General features: G+C 38.9%; 13 protein-coding genes and 1 pseudogene. 13 read left to right on the top strand and 1 reads right to left on the bottom strand.

Annotated elements, in window-relative coordinates:
- Positions 1–2: 2 nt before the first annotated feature.
- Positions 3–2,474: a site-specific DNA-methyltransferase gene (locus IC572_RS05290; RefSeq protein WP_187855327.1), complete on the bottom strand. Its 2,472-nt coding sequence runs from the start codon at positions 2,472–2,474 to the stop codon at positions 3–5.
- Positions 2,475–2,542: 68 nt separating this feature from the next.
- Here IC572_RS05290 and crdR point away from each other — a divergent pair, with 68 nt between their 5' ends.
- The 13 genes and pseudogenes from crdR to IC572_RS07790 form a co-directional block, all read left to right on the top strand.
- Entirely contained in the window at positions 2,543–3,184 is a 642-nt protein-coding gene (gene crdR / locus IC572_RS05285; protein WP_163563331.1) for a copper response regulator transcription factor CrdR, read from the top strand.
- A complete protein-coding gene (gene crdS, locus IC572_RS05280; RefSeq protein ID WP_187855326.1) occupies positions 3,165–4,352 on the top strand; it encodes a copper-sensing histidine kinase CrdS in 1,188 nt (395 codons plus the stop codon). The genes crdR and crdS overlap by 20 nt, the downstream gene beginning before the upstream one ends.
- Positions 4,353–4,354: 2 nt before the next feature.
- The gene (locus tag IC572_RS05275) at positions 4,355–5,749 is read left to right on the top strand and encodes an NAD(P)H-hydrate dehydratase (RefSeq protein ID WP_187855296.1); all 1,395 of its coding nucleotides are present in this window, start codon (positions 4,355–4,357) and stop codon (positions 5,747–5,749) included.
- A 10-nt stretch (positions 5,750–5,759) separates the two neighbouring features.
- On the top strand, positions 5,760–7,220 hold the full coding sequence (locus IC572_RS05270; protein ID WP_000349728.1) for a replicative DNA helicase: 1,461 nt from the start codon (positions 5,760–5,762) through the stop codon (positions 7,218–7,220).
- On the top strand, positions 7,217–8,530 hold the full coding sequence (locus IC572_RS05265) for a ComEC/Rec2 family competence protein (protein WP_187855295.1): 1,314 nt from the start codon (positions 7,217–7,219) through the stop codon (positions 8,528–8,530). Before IC572_RS05270 ends, IC572_RS05265 begins: the two co-directional genes overlap by 4 nt.
- 26 nt (positions 8,531–8,556) lie before the next feature.
- On the top strand, positions 8,557–9,441 hold the full coding sequence (gene mqnP / locus IC572_RS05260) for a menaquinone biosynthesis prenyltransferase MqnP (RefSeq protein WP_187855294.1): 885 nt from the start codon (positions 8,557–8,559) through the stop codon (positions 9,439–9,441).
- Positions 9,434–9,928 (top strand): hypothetical protein, encoded by a 495-nt coding sequence (locus tag IC572_RS05255; RefSeq protein ID WP_162973234.1) that lies wholly within the window; start codon positions 9,434–9,436, stop codon positions 9,926–9,928. Before mqnP ends, IC572_RS05255 begins: the two co-directional genes overlap by 8 nt.
- A 12-nt stretch (positions 9,929–9,940) precedes the next feature.
- Positions 9,941–10,447, top strand: a complete 507-nt coding sequence (locus IC572_RS05250) for a DUF6115 domain-containing protein (RefSeq protein ID WP_000953090.1) — start codon at positions 9,941–9,943, stop codon at positions 10,445–10,447.
- Entirely contained in the window at positions 10,441–11,244 is an 804-nt protein-coding gene (locus tag IC572_RS05245; protein WP_039088269.1) for a phosphatidylserine decarboxylase, read from the top strand. The genes IC572_RS05250 and IC572_RS05245 overlap by 7 nt, the downstream gene beginning before the upstream one ends.
- Positions 11,234–12,244, top strand: coding sequence for a quinolinate synthase NadA (nadA, locus tag IC572_RS05240; protein ID WP_187855293.1), 1,011 nt, complete (start codon positions 11,234–11,236; stop codon positions 12,242–12,244). Before IC572_RS05245 ends, nadA begins: the two co-directional genes overlap by 11 nt.
- Positions 12,244–13,065 (top strand): carboxylating nicotinate-nucleotide diphosphorylase, encoded by an 822-nt coding sequence (gene nadC, locus IC572_RS05235; protein WP_187855292.1) that lies wholly within the window; start codon positions 12,244–12,246, stop codon positions 13,063–13,065. The genes nadA and nadC overlap by 1 nt, the downstream gene beginning before the upstream one ends.
- A 24-nt stretch (positions 13,066–13,089) precedes the next feature.
- Positions 13,090–15,528 carry an N-6 DNA methylase gene (locus tag IC572_RS05230; RefSeq protein ID WP_232263346.1) on the top strand — a complete coding sequence of 813 codons (2,439 nt, stop codon included), beginning with the start codon at positions 13,090–13,092 and terminating at the stop codon, positions 15,526–15,528.
- Positions 15,528–16,423: pseudogene (locus tag IC572_RS07790) on the top strand (type ISP restriction/modification enzyme); the annotation flags it as partial. The gene IC572_RS05230 and the pseudogene IC572_RS07790, both read left to right, overlap by 1 nt.

Raw genomic sequence — 16,423 nt, 5'->3', positions numbered from 1 at the left:
CCTTACCAAATGAGCGCTTCTTTTAAGGCTTTTAAAATCTCTACTTCTTTATCATTCCCTTTAAATTTCACCATTTTTTCATTGAAAAACTCCACTCCAACGCCGTGTAAATTTTCCAAAGTCTCTTTAATATCCACGCCCATGCTTTCTAGCGCTTCTACATTGAGCGTGTAAGATTCGTTTTTGCATTCCACCAAATCGCTGTATTGTTCATCATACGCTAAGGGTTTGTCGTTGTCTTCATACTTGATTTTTCTTAAAATCTCTTCATAGCTTTCTAATGCATAAACTTTCACCACCCCACCTTTATTAAATTCTTTAAGCGCACCGCTTTTAAAACCACCTATAACCTTTTTAAGGCGAGGCAAAATCACGCGCTCAAAATGCTCCCCCATTTCAATACCGATATACTTCCTTTTCATTTTGTGTGCCACCGCACAAGTCGTCCCGCTCCCGGCAAAAAAGTCCAACACGAGATCGTTTTCTTTTGTGGAAATTTCTAAAATGCGTTGGAGTAGGGCTTCGGGTTTGGGGGTGTCAAAAAGTTTTACATTATTAAAGAGAGCTAGCAATTGTTTTGTGGCGTCTTGATTATGTCCTACTTCTGTATATTTCCATATTGTTAAAGGTGTTGTGCCTTGCTTGACTTCACTTAAAAAGCGTTTCAAACTAGGAACATTGTCTCCATTTCTTCCAAAATAAATACGATTATCATCTACAAGTTTTTGAAAATTTTCTTTTGAAGTCATCCAACACCGCCCTTTTGGTGGCGTTACAACTTTTCCACTTGGTGTAGTGATAGGATAATCATAACTCGCCATATAAGTTTTTACCAAACAATCACTAGGTTTCCACGCACCCCTTTCATCGTTATCTAAATTTTTATAGCGCGCATTCATCTCGCTTGTGCGTGGTAATAAATTAGGTCGCCAAATTCCTTTATCTTTGGCGTATAGTAAAATAAAATCGTGATTATCAGAGAACCATTTCGCATCATTTTGTGGAGAATACTTTTTTTCCCAAATAATCGTATTTACAAAGTTATCACCCCCCCCCCCCCCATTAAAGACTTCGTCCATGAGCGCTTTACAATAAGCCTGTTCGTTGTCATCAATGCTCACAAACATCGCGCCTTTATCATTTAATAAGGCATGCGCAAGCTCCAGGCGGTTTTCCATCATAGAAAGCCAACTGGAGCGTTTGAAATTATCCGCATAAACAAATTCGTTGTTTTGCGTGTTGTAGGGCGGATCAATATAAATGCAATCAATGGCTTCTTTATAGCGGTTTTTAAGAGAGTTTAGGGCTTGGTAGTTTTCGCTTTTAATGAGCGTGCCGTTGATTTCATCTTCATTGAATTGGCTTTTAATCTCTTCTTCTAAATCTTTAAAATAAAGGGTGTCTAGGGGCAAGAACTCGTTTTCTAAAAGATTGTCTGTGGTTTTTAAATTCAAGTCTTGCCATTCTTTAACTTGTTTAGGGTAGTTTGGGTGGGTTGTGATTTTATTCAAATCGTAGTTTTTAGCTTTGAGTTTGTCTAGGCTCACGATGAAATGCGAGTTCAACACAAAGCGGGGTTTGTTCCAAATCTTACAAAGTTCGTTTTCAAATTCGCTCACTAATACAATCACTTGCAACGCCACTTCTTTAATGGTGTTGATCTCATTAAGGCGTTTAGCATCAAATGCAGTCATTTCTTTAAAAAGGTATTCAAACAGATACAAATCCAACTGCTCTTTTAAAAACCCTAGCGCGTTTTTATGGATAAAATAATCCATGCTGCCTTGCTTTTTGAATTTCACCAACGCTTTTTTTAACGCTTCTTCATCAAGTTTGACGCCTTGATTGGAGCATTCTTTTAGGATTTCATTCGTTTTTGTTTGAGTCCCCTTACTGCTAAGAGTAACGCTAAAATTCAGGGTGTTAGTTTTTGTGTCTGTATCTTTTACTATACTTTTTAAATCAAAGACTAAATCCACTTTTTCATTATACTTTTTGCTTTCTAGTAAAGAAGCGTCAAAATTAAAAATAATGCCCTCTAATTCAAAGCAAAAATCCTTATAAATCGTTTCGCTTTTCATGTAATAGAGATCTTTAGTTTTATAAAATAAAGCGGTGTCTTTTTTAAGGGAGCATTTTTCATAACCGCTTTTAGTATAAAGGCTGTCATAAAGGGGCGTGTCGTTGAAATAAATCCCTCCATTAGCGCTGAAATAACGCTTGAAAAAGCTATAGAGTTTGTCAAACAATTCTTCTTTGAGATCGTTGTTGTCTTGGCATTTTGAATCAATGAGTTTTTTTAATTCTTGTTTTTTATGGTGGTAATACTGGCTTTTAGCTTTCATGAGGTTGATCATGCCATTTTTCACCGCTTTAGGGCTAGGATCTAAAAGGCTTTCTTGCTGGTCTTCAATCTTAACGCCTATAAAAAGGTTTTCTAAAACTTCATAAAATTGCACTTCGTTCGTTTTCATCATCACACTCCTTAAAAACATGAAAAGTATTATAACAAAGCCCACCCATTAAGCGCTACAATACTTTCATGCAAAAAAAGATTTTTTTATTAGAAGACGATTACCTTTTAAGCGAGAGTATCAAGGAATTTTTGGAGCATTTAGGCTATGAAGTGTTTTGCGCTTTTAACGGGAAAGAGGCTTATGAAAGGCTCTCGGTTGAACGCTTCAACCTCTTGCTTTTAGACGTGCAAGTGCCTGAAATGAATAGCTTGGAATTGTTTAAGCGCATCAAAAACGATTTTTTAATCTCTACGCCTGTGATTTTTATCACCGCCTTACAGGATAACGCTATCTTAAAAAACGCTTTTAATTTAGGAGCGAGCGATTATTTGAAAAAGCCCTTTGATTTAGACGAATTGGAAGCGCGTATTAAAAGGTTTTTCAATGATGATCCCATAGAAATTATGCCTAACATTTTTTATCACCAAAATTGCTTGAGTGTCAGGGGTAAAAAAGAGATCTTGCCTCCCAAAACCGCCCAACTTTTAGAATACTTTTTAGAGCATAAAGGGCAAATCATCAGCTCTCAAGCGTTAGAAAACAACTTATGGGAGCAAGCGATTGATGATTCCACCTTACGCACTTACATTAAAGTACTGCGCAAGCTTTTAGGTAAAAATTGCATAGAAACGCACAAGGGGGTGGGCTATCGCTTTAACCCACTATGAAAAAAAATCCCTCAAGCTCTTTTTAGGGACTTATTTAGGCTCTTCGTTTGTGTTGATGCTAGTGATTAGCGTTTTAGCGTTTAACTATGAAAAAAACGAAAAAATCAAAATGATACGCATGGACATGAACAAAATGGCTTCTAAGATCGCTAGTGAAGTGGTTACCTTACACATGCAAACGCATGCGGATTATCACAACGCTTTAAACGCCCTGATTTCACGCTATAAAGACGCTTCCATAGCGCTTTTTGATAGTAAAAAGCGTGTTTTATACTCTAATATCCCTGAAAGCACGGATCTGATTAAAACCCATAAAGAGACGGGCTTTTTTAGTTTTAAGGGGGAATATTACCTATTCAGCGATGAAACTTTCGCTCATTTAGGCGTGGCTAAAATGCTTTTTAAAAATTCTAAACCCCTTCATTTTTATTCTTTGTATCGTAATATTGTTTTAGTGTTTGTCATAGCGTTTTTATGCGTGATAGGGGTTTCTGTGTTTTTGGGGCGTTTGTTTTTAAAGCCCATTAGGAATGAAATCATTCGCATCGATCATTTCTTAAAAAACACCACGCATGAATTAAACACCCCCATGAGCGCTTTAGTCTTGTCTTTAAAAACTTTAGAAGACAACCAACAACACCGCCGCATTAAAATCGCTATCCAGCGCATGAGTTTTTTATACCGCTCGCTCTCTTATTTAGTGATGCAAGACATTGAGCGCGAATCCTTTGCGCTTTTAGACTTAAAAGCTTTAATTATTAAAGAAAACACGCTTTTTAGCGAGATGATAGACTACCACAAGCTGGAATTGAAAAGCGATTTAGTGGGAGTGGGATTGAAGGCTAAAGAGCAGGATTTCCTTTCGCTTTATAGCAATTTGCTCATGAATGCGATCAAATACAGCGTCATGCATGGGTATATCCACATAGAGCTAACGCCTGAGTTTTTGAAAGTGAAAAATTTAGGGTATGAAATCCCTAAAGACAAGATCACCGAATTAAGCGTTCGTTACGCGCGTTTCAATTCTAGCGTGTTGGGTTATGGTATAGGGTTAGATTTAGTGAAAAAAGTGTGCGAAAAGTATAAAATGCGTTTAGAAATTCACAGCGAACCCTCTTTAAAAGGAACGTTTTACGAAAATTCGTTCTGTATTCATTTTCAAGGATAAAGATGCTTTCAGTGTATGAAAAAGTGGATGCCCTAGACAAAAGGGCGATTGAAGAATTGTTTTTAAGCGAAGACATTTTAATGGAAAACGCCGCTATGGCTTTAGAAAGGGCGGTTTTACAAAACGCTTCTTTAGGCGCTAAGGTCATTATCCTTTGTGGGAGTGGGGATAATGGGGGCGATGGCTATGCTCTAGCTAGGCGTTTAGCGGGGCGTTTTAAAACGCTAGTCTTTGAAATGAAACTAGCCAAAAGCCCCATGTGCCAATTGCAAAAAGAAAGGGCCAAAAAAGTGGGAGTAGTCATCAAAACATGGGAAGAAAAGAATGAAGATTTAGAATGCGATGTGTTAATAGATTGCGTGGTAGGGAGCGCTTTTAAGGGCGAATTAGAGCCGTTTTTAAACTTTGAAAGCCTTTCTCAAAAAGCACGCTTTAAAATCGCTTGCGATATTCCTAGCGGGATCGATTCTAAAGGCAGGGTGGATAAGAGGGCGTTTAGAGCGGATACGACTATCAGCATGGGCGCTATCAAGTCATGCTTATTAAGCGATAGGGCTAAAGACTATGTAGGGGAATTGAAAGTAGGGCATTTGGGGGTTTTTAATCCAATTTATGAGATCCCAACAGAGACTTTTTTATTAGAAAAAAGCGATCTCAAACTGCCCTTAAGGGATAGAAAAAACGCTCATAAGGGCGATTACGGGCATGCGCATGTTCTTTTAGGCAAGCATAGTGGGGCGGGGTTATTGAGCGCTTTAAGCGCGTTAAGTTTTGGATCTGGAGTGGTGAGCGTTCAAGCGTTAGAATGCGAGATAACTTCTAATAACAAGCCTTTAGAATTGGTCTTTTGTGAAAATTTCCCTAAAAAGCTCAGCGCGTTCGCTCTTGGCATGGGTTTAGAGGGTTTGCCAAAGGATTTTAAGAAGTGGCTTGGATTAGCCCCATGCGTTTTAGATGCGGGCGTTTTTTACCATAAAGAAGTGTTACAAGCTTTAGAAAAAGAAGTGATCTTAACCCCTCACCCTAAAGAGTTTTTATCGTTATTGAAATTAGTGGGGATCAATATAAGCATGCTAGAATTGTTAGACAATAAACTAGAAATCGCAAGGGATTTTTCTCAAAAATACCCTAAGGTGGTTTTGCTTTTAAAGGGGGCTAATACCCTAATCGCTCATCAAGGGCGAACTTTTATCAACACTTTAGGGAGCGTGGCTTTGGCTAAAGCAGGGAGTGGCGATGTGTTAGCGGGGCTGATTTTAAGCCTACTTTCTCAAAATTATACGCCTTTAGACGCCGCTATTAACGCAAGCTTAGCGCACGCCCTAGCGGGTTTGGAATTTAAGAATCATTACGCTTTAACGCCCTTAGATTTGATAGAAAAGATCAAACGATTATAAAAGGATAAAAATGGATCATTTAAAGCATTTGCAGCAATTGCAAAACATTGAAAGGATCGTGCTTTCAGGCATTGTGTTGGCCAATCACAAGATTGAAGAGGTCCATAGCGTTTTAGAGCCTAGCGACTTTTACTACCCGCCTAACGGCTTGTTTTTTGAAATCGCTTTAAAACTGCATGAAGAAGATTGCCCCATTGATGAGAATTTTATCCGCCAAAAAATGCCTAAAGACAAGCAAATCAAAGAAGAAGATCTGGTCGCTATTTTTGCGGCAAGCCCCATAGATAATATTGAAGCCTATGTGGAAGAGATCAAAAACGCTTCCATTAAACGAAAACTTTTTGGCTTGGCTAACACCATTAGAGAGCAAGCCCTAGAAAGCGCGCAAAAATCCAGCGATATTTTAGGCGCTGTGGAGCGAGAAGTCTATGCGTTATTGAATGGCAGCACCATAGAGGGCTTTAGGAGCATTAAAGAAGTGCTTGAAAGTGCAATGGATCTTATTACAGAAAACCAAAGAAAAGGGAGTTTGGAAGTTACTGGCATACCGACTGGCTTTGTCCAATTGGATAATTATACGAGCGGTTTCAATAAGGGGAGTTTAGTCATTATAGGGGCAAGGCCGTCTATGGGTAAAACCAGTTTGATGATGAACATGGTCTTAGCTGCACTCAATGACGATAGGGGGGTAGCGGTTTTTAGTTTGGAAATGTCCGCAGAGCAACTCGCTTTAAGGGCGTTATCGGATCTCACTTCTATTAACATGCATGATTTAGAGAGCGGGAGGCTTGATGATGATCAATGGGAGAATTTAGCCAAATGCTACGATCACCTTTCTTGCAAAAAACTCTTTTTCTACGATAAAAGTTATGTGAGGATAGAGCAAATCCGCTTGCAACTGCGAAAGCTTAAATCCCAACACAAGGAATTGGGTATCGCTTTTATTGACTATTTGCAACTCATGTCAGGGAGTAAAGCCACTAAAGAACGCCATGAACAGATCGCTGAAATTTCAAGGGAGCTTAAAACCTTAGCCAGAGAATTAGAAATCCCTATCATAGCGTTAGTCCAACTCAACCGCAGCTTAGAAAACCGAGACGATAAACGGCCCATTCTTTCTGATATTAAAGACAGCGGAGGGATTGAACAGGACGCTGATATTGTTTTATTTTTATATAGAGGCTATATCTATCAAATGAGGGCTGAAGACAACAAAATAGACAAACTCAAAAAAGAAGGCAAGATTGAAGAGGCGCAAGAGTTGCACCTAAAAGTTAATGAAGAAAGGCGTATCCACAAACAAAATGGCAGTATTGAAGAGGCTGAAATCATTGTGGCTAAAAACAGGAATGGGGCTACAGGAACGGTTTATACGCGCTTTAACGCTCCTTTCACGCGCTATGAAGACATGCCCATAGATTCTCATTTAGAAGAGGGACAAGAAACTAAATTTGAAATACCCACAACTTGAAAGACAAAACTTTTCAGGGGGCGTTTGAACTTCTTTCAACCCCCAAAGAATACTTATGGTGTGGGGTGTTTTTAAGCCTTTTGTTGGCAATCAATCTTTATTTGGAATACTTGAATTACCAAAAGCTTGATTTTTCAAAACCTACAAGCTTGAGTGCTCAAATCTTATTGCAATACCCCAAAACTAAAGATCAAAAAACCTATTTTGTTTTAAAGCTCCAATCAAAAAACATGATCTTTTACACCACCATTAAAGAGCCTTTAAAAAACCTCCAATACCGCCACGCACAATTTTTTGGCAAGATCAAGCCTTGCTCGTTCTTAGAGTCTCTAAAATCATGCTTTTTTCAAACTTATTCTTTTTCTTTAACGCGAAAACACAATTTCAAATCGCATTTGCGCCATTTCATTGATAGCGCTCATGAAAACGCTTTGGTGGGTAATTTGTATCGTGCGTTATTTATAGGGGATAGCTTGAATAAAGACTTAAGAGATAGGGCTAACGCGCTAGGGATCAACCACTTACTAGCCATTAGCGGGTTTCATTTAGGGATTTTGAGTGCGAGCGTGTATTTTCTTTTTTCTCTTTTTTATACCCCCTTACAAAAACGCTATTTCCCTTATAGGAACGCTTTTTATGATATAGGGGTTTTGGTGTGGGTTTTTTTGCTGGGGTATTTATTGCTATTAGATTTTTTACCCTCTTTTTTCAGGGCGTTTTTAATGGGCTTATTAGGGTTTTTGGCATGCTTTTTTGGGGTAAGGATCTTAAGTTTTAAACTTTTGGTTTTAGCGTGCTGTATCGCAATAGCGTTACTCCCTAAATTGCTTTTTAGCGTGGGGTTTTTGCTTTCTGTCTGTGGGGTGTGGTATATCTTTTTGTTTTTAAAACACACTCAAATTTTTTTTAAAGATTCTTCTTTTTTCAAGCGATCGTTTCAAGCGATCGCTTTAAGCGTGTTAGTGTTTTTGAACATGCTCATTGTCGCGCATGCCTTTTTCCCTATGTTTTCGCCCTACCAGCTTTTTAGCATTCCTTTAGGCTTGATTTTTATCGTGTTTTTCCCTTTGAGTTTGTTCTTGCATGCGGTGGGTTTGGGGTCTTTGTTGGATAATGTTCTAAGCATGCCTTTAACCATCCCTACGATTTCAATCCCTTCACCTTTATGGCTTTTAGGGGCGCATTTATTTTTAACGATTTTAAGCGCGCGTTTCTTTAAAGTTTATTTAAGCATGAATGTTTTGAGCATGGGCTTTTTCTTGTATTGTTGCTATCAATATATTATAATGCCTAGTTCAATTGTAGGTTAGAAAAGTCATTTTTAGGGATCAAATAATTGCTTAAAAAAATCACACACCAAATCAAAGCTTTAAGCGAATTGGTCGCTTTGGAGCATACGATATTTTCTAGCATGTTTTTACTCATGGCTATGGTCATAAGCTCCTATCAAAAAAATCAAACGCTCTTTTTTGGCTTAGAAACCTTAATCCTTTGTTTTTTAGCCTTATTAGGGGCGAGAAACTTCGCTATGGGGTTTAACCGCTTGGTGGATAGGGATATTGATAAGGATAACCCAAGGACCAAAAACCGCCCGAGCGTGGATGGCCGGATCAGCGTTAAAGGCATGGTCATTTTTAGCGCTTTAAACACCCTTTTATTCGTGGGGGTGAGCTATTTCATTAACCCTTTAGCGTTCAAGCTCTCGTTACCTTTTTTAATCATTTTAGGGGGGTATTCGTATTTCAAGCGCTTTTCTTCTTTGGCGCATTTTGTCGTGGGCTTGGCTTTGGGTTTGGCCCCCATTGCGGGAAGCGTGGCGGTTTTAGGAGCGATCCCTTTATGGAATGTCTTTTTGGCTTTAGGGGTGATGTTATGGGTGGCTGGGTTTGATTTGCTCTATTCTTTACAGGATATGGAGTTTGATAAAGAAAGGGGCTTGTTTTCCATTCCTAGCCAATTAGGGGAAAAATGGTGCTTGAATCTTTCAAGGCTCTCACACTTTGTGGCGCTGATCTGCTGGCTTTTTTTTATAAAGTGCTATCATGGGGGGCTTTTTGCGTATTTAGGCTTAGGGGTTTCAGCCTTGATTTTACTCTATGAGCAGATCTTAGTGGCCAGAGATTATAAAAACATCCCTAAAGCCTTTTTTGTGAGTAATGGCTATTTGGGGGTGGTGTTTTTTATTTTCATCGTCCTTGATGTGGGGTTTAAGCATGCATGAGTTGGTTTTAAGATCCCAAGCTTTAGGGTTTGAAACGCGATTAGTCCAGTGCGATTTGTCGTTCTCTTATGAAAGGTTTATCTCTAAAACCAAACGCTCTTTAGCGGTGTTAGAAGAATTTGATTGGTTAAATTCTGGCTTTGATTTTTCACGCTTGAACGTTGAAAATGACACTCTGGAATTGCTCAAAGCGTTGTATTTTAAATTAGAAAAACTAGAGAGCCTGCTTTTAAAAGAAAACCTGCTTGAATTGGAGCAAAACAATCGCATCATCGCTTTAGGGCATGGGCTTATTTGCCTAAAAAAACAAAGCCTGATAGCGCCTCAAACTTACTATGGGCGTTGCGTGTTAGAGGGGAAAATCCTAGCCTTTTTTGGCGTAGCTAGGGATAAAAATTTTTTAGAAATCACTCGCATGCACGCCCTAGACATCAAGCGTTATGATTCTTTCATTGTTGATAGCGAAAGAAAAGGCTTAAAATTATGAACGGGAGCAATCATGTTATCTTCTAATGATTTGTTTATGGTCGTTTTAGGGGCGATTTTATTGGTGTTGGTGTGCTTGGTGGGGTATTTGTATCTTAAAGAAAAAGAGTTTTACCATAAAATGAGGCGTTTAGAAAAAACCTTAGACGAATCCTATCAAGAAAATTATATCTATTCTAAGCGTTTGAAAGAATTAGAGGGGCGTTTGGAAGGCCTTTCTTTAGAAAAGAGCGCTAAAGAGGATAGCTCATTAAAAACGACCCTTTCACACCTTTATAACCAGTTGCAAGAAATCCAAAAATCCATGGACAAAGAGCGCGATTATTTAGAAGAAAAAATCATTACTTTAGAAAACAAATTCAAAGACATGGGGCATTATGCCGCTAGCGATGAGATCAATGAAAAACAGGTTTTAAAAATGTATCAAGAGGGTTATAGCGTGGATTCTATCTCTAAAGAATTTAAAGTGAGTAAGGGCGAGGTGGAATTTATACTGAACATGGCAGGGTTAAAATGGTAGCTTTAAGCAACGCTCTTTCAAGGGTTTTTGGCTCTGTGGCTGGTTATGAATTCCCTTCTTTTATCCAAAAAGGCATCAACGCCCTTTACGTTAAGATCTTTAAAATTGATTTGAGCGAGTTTGAGCCTTTGGAAAATTACAAGAGCTTGAACGCCCTTTTCACGCGCTCCTTAAAAAAAGAACGCCCCTTTGACAAAGCCCCTAATATTTGCATCGCGCCTTGCGACGCTTTGATCACCGAATGCGCTTTTTTAGACAACGATACCGCTTTACAGATTAAAGGCATGCCCTATAAGGCGCATGAATTAGTGGGCGAAATCAACCCCTTAAGCCCTTCTTTTTTCTATGTGAATTTTTACCTTTCGCCCAAAGATTACCACCACTACCACGCCCCTTGCGATTTAGAAATTTTAGAGGCTCGTTATTTTGCGGGGAAATTACTACCGGTCAATAAGCCCTCACTACACAAAAACAACAATCTGTTTGTGGGCAATGAAAGGGTAGCGCTTGTTGCAAAAGACATTCAAGGCAATCAATTGTATTTTGTAGCGGTGGGAGCGTTAAATGTGGGTAAAATGCGTTTTAATTTTGATAAGAATATCCAAACTAACGCTAAAGCCCGTTTCACGCAAACCTACTCTTACAACCCGCCGATTAAGGTTAAAAAAGGGGATAATTTAGGGAATTTTGAAATGGGCTCTACAATCGTTTTATTCATTCAAAACACTGCTTTTAAAGATTTGAAAGAAAAAAGCGTGAAGTTTGGGGAAAGTATAGGGGAATTTCATGCCAACTGACAACGATTTAAAAACTTCTATTGTGGAATTATTGAACGATTTAGACGCGCTTTTAGTGGCTCATTTTTATCAAAAAGATGAGATTGTAGAATTAGCCCACCATACAGGCGATAGCTTGGAATTAGCTAAAATCGCAAGCCAAAGCGATAAAAATCTCATCGTGTTTTGCGGGGTGCATTTCATGGGTGAAAGCGTGAAAGCCCTAGCCTTTGACAAGCAAGTGATCATGCCTAAACTCTCATGCTGTTCTATGGCGAGGATGATAGACAGCCATTACTACGATAGGAGCGTCCATTTATTAAAAGAATACGGCGTTAAAGAATTTTACCCTATCACCTATATCAATTCTAACGCTGAAGTGAAAGCCAAAGTCGCTAAAGATGATGGCGTGGTTTGCACGAGCAGGAACGCTTCTAAGATCTTTAATCACGCTTTAAAACAAAATAAAAAAATCTTTTTTCTACCGGATAAATGCTTGGGGGAAAATCTAGCCCTAGAAAACGGCTTAAAAAGCGCGATTTTAGGCGTAAATAGCCCAGAAGAAATCAAAAACGCTGATATGGTTTGTTATAACGGCTTTTGTTCGGTGCATCAGCTTTTCAAATTAGAAGACATTGAATTTTACCGCCAAAAATACCCGGATATTTTAATCGCTGTCCATCCAGAGTGCGAGCCTAGCGTGGTTTCTAACGCTGATTTTAGCGGATCAACGAGTCAAATCATAGAATTTGTAGAAAAGTTAAGCCCTAATCAAAAAGTCGCCATAGGCACTGAAAGCCATTTAGTCAACCGCTTGAAAGCCAAGCGAAATCATCAAAACACTTTCATTCTTTCTAGCACGCTCGCCCTTTGTCCTACCATGAATGAAACGACTTTAAAAGATTTGTTTGAAGTCTTAAAAGCCTATAAAAACCACAGGGCTTACAATACGATTGAATTAAAAGATGAGGTGGCGCGTTTAGCCAAACTCGCTTTAACTAAAATGATGGAGTTATCTTAATGGAGGTAAAAACCTTTTTAGAATGCGCTTTAAAAGAAGATTTAGGGCATGGGGATTTGTTTGAAAGGGTGTTAGAAAAAGATTTTAAAGCCACAGCGTTTGTTAGGGCTAAACAAGAGGGCGTGTTTTCAGGCGAAAAATACGCTTTAGAGTTGCTTCAAATGACCGGCATTGAATGCACTCAAACCATTAAAGATAAAGAACGCTTCAAGCCTAAAGACACCTTAATAGAGATTAGGGGGGATTTTAGCATGCTTTTAAAAGTTGAGCGCACCCTTTTAAACCTGTTGCAACACAGCAGCGGGATCGCCACTTTAACGAGCCGTTTTGTAGAAGCTCTAAATTCTCACAAGGTGCGTTTGTTGGATACGAGAAAAACCAGACCCCTTTTAAGGATCTTTGAAAAATATTCCGTGCTTAATGGGGGGGCGAGCAACCACCGATTAGGGCTAGATGACGCTTTAATGCTTAAAGACACGCATTTAAAGCATGTGAAAGATCTCAAAAGCTTTTTAACGCATGCCAGAAAAAACTTGCCTTTCACGGCTAAAATTGAAATTGAATGCGAGAGCTTTGAAGAGGCCAAAAACGCCATGAATGCAGGAGCGGATATTGTGATGTGCGATAACATGAGCGTTTTAGAGACTAAAGAAATTGCCGCTTATAGAGAGGCGCATTATCCCTTTGTTTTACTAGAAGCGAGCGGGAACATCTCGCTAGAGAGCATTAACGCTTACGCCAAAAGCGGCGTGGATGCCATTAGCGTAGGGGCTTTAATCCATCAAGCCACTTTTATTGACATGCACATGAAAATGGCTTAAAAACTTTAAAAAGGGGTTATTGGCATGCTAAAAGAATATTTAGAAAGCATTAAAGATCTGACGCTTGAAAGTAACGAACTCACGCACCGCGCCTTTTTACAAATCTTGCTTAAAAATTTAAAAGACAATTTCAATAAAGAATTTAAGATTGAACATGAGCCTAAAAAAGACAAACAAGGGGGTCAGCCTGATTTTCGCATCTCTTATCAAGGGCTTAACATTGGCTATATAGAAAATAAAAGAGTGGGGACCGATCTTAGAAAGATTGTAGAAAGCGAAAAAAGCAAACAAATCCTTAAATATTTAGAATTGAATCCTAACCTCATGCTCACCGATTACCTTAATTTCGTGTGGGTAGGGAAAGATGAAAATAATGAGCCTTTAATTAAAAGAAAAATCTCTGTCGCTAGCCTTGATGAACTCTCTAAACCCATAAAACCCAACCCGCAAACCGAGCGCGATCTGATTGGATTTTTTAAAGGCTTTTTCAATTACGAAGCAGCCCCTATCACTAACGCTAAAGATTTCGCAACGCATTTAAGCGCGCCCACCAAGTATCTAAAAGACGCTCTAATCCAATACCAAAAAGACACGCATGTTTCTAGCATTTTTAACAATTTTAAAGAATATCTTTATGAAGAATTGAGTTTTGAAGACTTTAGCGATGCGTTCGCTCAAACGCTCACTTACAGCCTTTTTATAGCCAAGCTCAACCACCCTTTTGAAAAAATTAATTTGGATAATGTGAGAAGTTCCATCCCTGAAAATTTCGCTGTGATCAGAGAAATGGCGGATTTTTTAAAGAAGCTTGATGCAATCAAAGAAATCCAATGGCTTTTAAATGAAATTTTAAGCTTAATCAATCATGTTGATATGGACTCTATTATCAAAGATTTGAATGACGATAAAGACCCTTATTTGCATTTTTATGAAACCTTTTTAAGCGCTTATGACCCTAAATTGCGAGAGAAGAAGGGCGTGTATTACACCCCAGATTCTGTGGTGAAATTCATCATTAACGCTTTGGATAGCCTGCTTAAAACGCGTTTCAAAGACGCTCCCTTAGGCTTAAAAAGCGCTTTGGATAACGAAAACATCAAGCTCTTAGATTTTGCTACCGGCACCGGCACTTTTTTATTGGAAGCGTTCAGAAAAGCCCTAGAAACGAGAAAAACAAGCGATGGAGGCACCTCCACTAAAGAGGACAAATACCAAAACCTTTTAAAGCAATTCTATGGGTTTGAATACTTGATCGCTCCTTATGCGATCGCTCATTTGAATCTCAGCCAAGCCTTTAAGGAGGAATTTAAAAAACCTCTCAAAGAAAACGACGCGCTTCAAATCATTTTAACCAACACCCTCATACAGCCTAGTGAGATTATCGCTTATCGTGGGCTGCAACCGATTTTTGAAAAAGAGCTTAAAAGCGCTCAAGAAATTAAAAAAAATGAAAATATCCTTATCATCACCGGTAACCCCCCTTATAGCGGGGCGAGCAGTAATGAGGGCTTGTTTGAATGGGAAGTGAAAGCCACTTACGGCATAGAACCTGAATTTCAAACCATAGAAACCAAGAAAAATATTAAACTTGCCGATGAAATCCAAACGCTTTTAAACAATATTCAAACCCAAAAAGAAAGCGGCAGCAAAAACGCCCTAAAGGAACTTAAAAATCTCCACTCTAAATACAAACTGCAAAAGGAGAAAAACCCTAAATGGCTCCTAGACGATTACATGAAATTCATGCGTTTCGCTCAAAACAAGATCGAATCGTTAGGGCATGGCCTCTTTGGCTTTATCTCTAACAACGCCTTTTTAGACAACCCTACTTTTAGGGGGTTAAGGCGCTCTCTTTTAGAATGCTACGATGAGCTTTATATCTTAAATTTGCATGGAAACGCTAGGAAAAAGGAGAAAACCCCACAAGGCGCAAAAGATGAAAACGTTTTCAATATCATGCAAGGTGTGTCCATTAACCTCTTTGTCAAAAAGGCGCAAACAACCAAGCCAAAAATCTGTTATTATGATGTGTATGGCGAAAGGGCTGAAAAATACGCCTTTTTAGCCCAAAACGATTTGGATAGTATTGAATGGCTTGAGCTTGCCCCAAGAGAGCCTTTTTACTCACTCATACCCCAAAAAACGCCCTTGTTAGAGGAATACGAGCAAGGCTTTAGCGTTCAGGATATGTTTCAAATCTCAAGTGTGGGGATTGTTACAGGAAGAGATAAAATCTTTATTGCTAACAATACTGAAAGCTTAAAAGAACAAGTCTTAAAATATTGTAATGAATTTAACGAACAATGCGTCAAGGACATTCACTATCGTCCTTTTGATATACGCAAAGTTTATTACGACACCAAAAAACTAGAAAGAGCAAGGGAAAATACATTTAAGCACATGTTACCCCCCCCCCAACAAACCCTAAAACACCCAATCAAACGCACCAAAATGTCGCGCTAATTACTTCTCGCAGATTTTGTCAATCACAAAAAAGCGGCGTAGGATTTGTTAGTAATAAAATTTCAGATTTGAGAACTTGGACATGTCCAGGAATGGAGGGAGGCGATTATGTGAATCCACTATACCATAACCCCAACTACACCGAAAATTTTACGCCAGAGTTTAGAAGTTTCATAGACAAGCATTATAACCACTCTTTTGAGCCGCTAGAGGTTTTAGGCTATATCTATGCGTTATTGTATTCCCCAAATTACCGCAAGCGTTATGAAGATTTTCTCAAAGCCGATTACCCTAAAATCCTTTTCACAAAAAATAAGGATTTGTTTAGGGCTTTAAGCCTTTTAGGGATTGAGTTAATCGGCTTGCATGTCTTAAATAAAGAAAGCCTGAATTACAGCTTTAACAAATTAAAAGACGCCACCATAGGCAAATCCTACTACAAAGAAGCGCATGATCGTAACCCCATCATCAAAAAACCCTCTCATAACGAACCAGAACAACGGCTTTATATCAACCATAGCACTTATTTTAGGGGGGTGAGTGAGGAAATTTATAACTACATGATAGGGGGGTATGGCGTTTTAGACAAGTATTTAAAAAGCCACAAAAACGAGCCTTGCGACTTTGATCATGTAAGCAACATCATTAAAGTCATCGCGTGCACGATTGAAATTCAAAAAACGCTTGGATTTTTGACGAGCGATTTGCCCCATTTAAAAGGGAATGACAGCAAAGCGTTAATGCAAGAAATCTTGCAAAATCCACCCCCCCCCATTTAATACCAATATCGCCCTTATCTTATCGCGCCAAGCCAAAGCCATCGGAGATTTTGACTTTAATGCCGCATTCATCAGCAAAGAAGCGAGCGATCTCAACATCTACCGCAGAAGCGGAG

The organism is Helicobacter pylori (assembly GCF_014496485.1).
Taxonomy (GTDB): domain Bacteria; phylum Campylobacterota; class Campylobacteria; order Campylobacterales; family Helicobacteraceae; genus Helicobacter; species Helicobacter pylori_DD.
The sequence above is the reverse complement of the archived record's forward strand: the minus strand, read 5'-3'. Positions and strand labels throughout refer to the sequence as shown.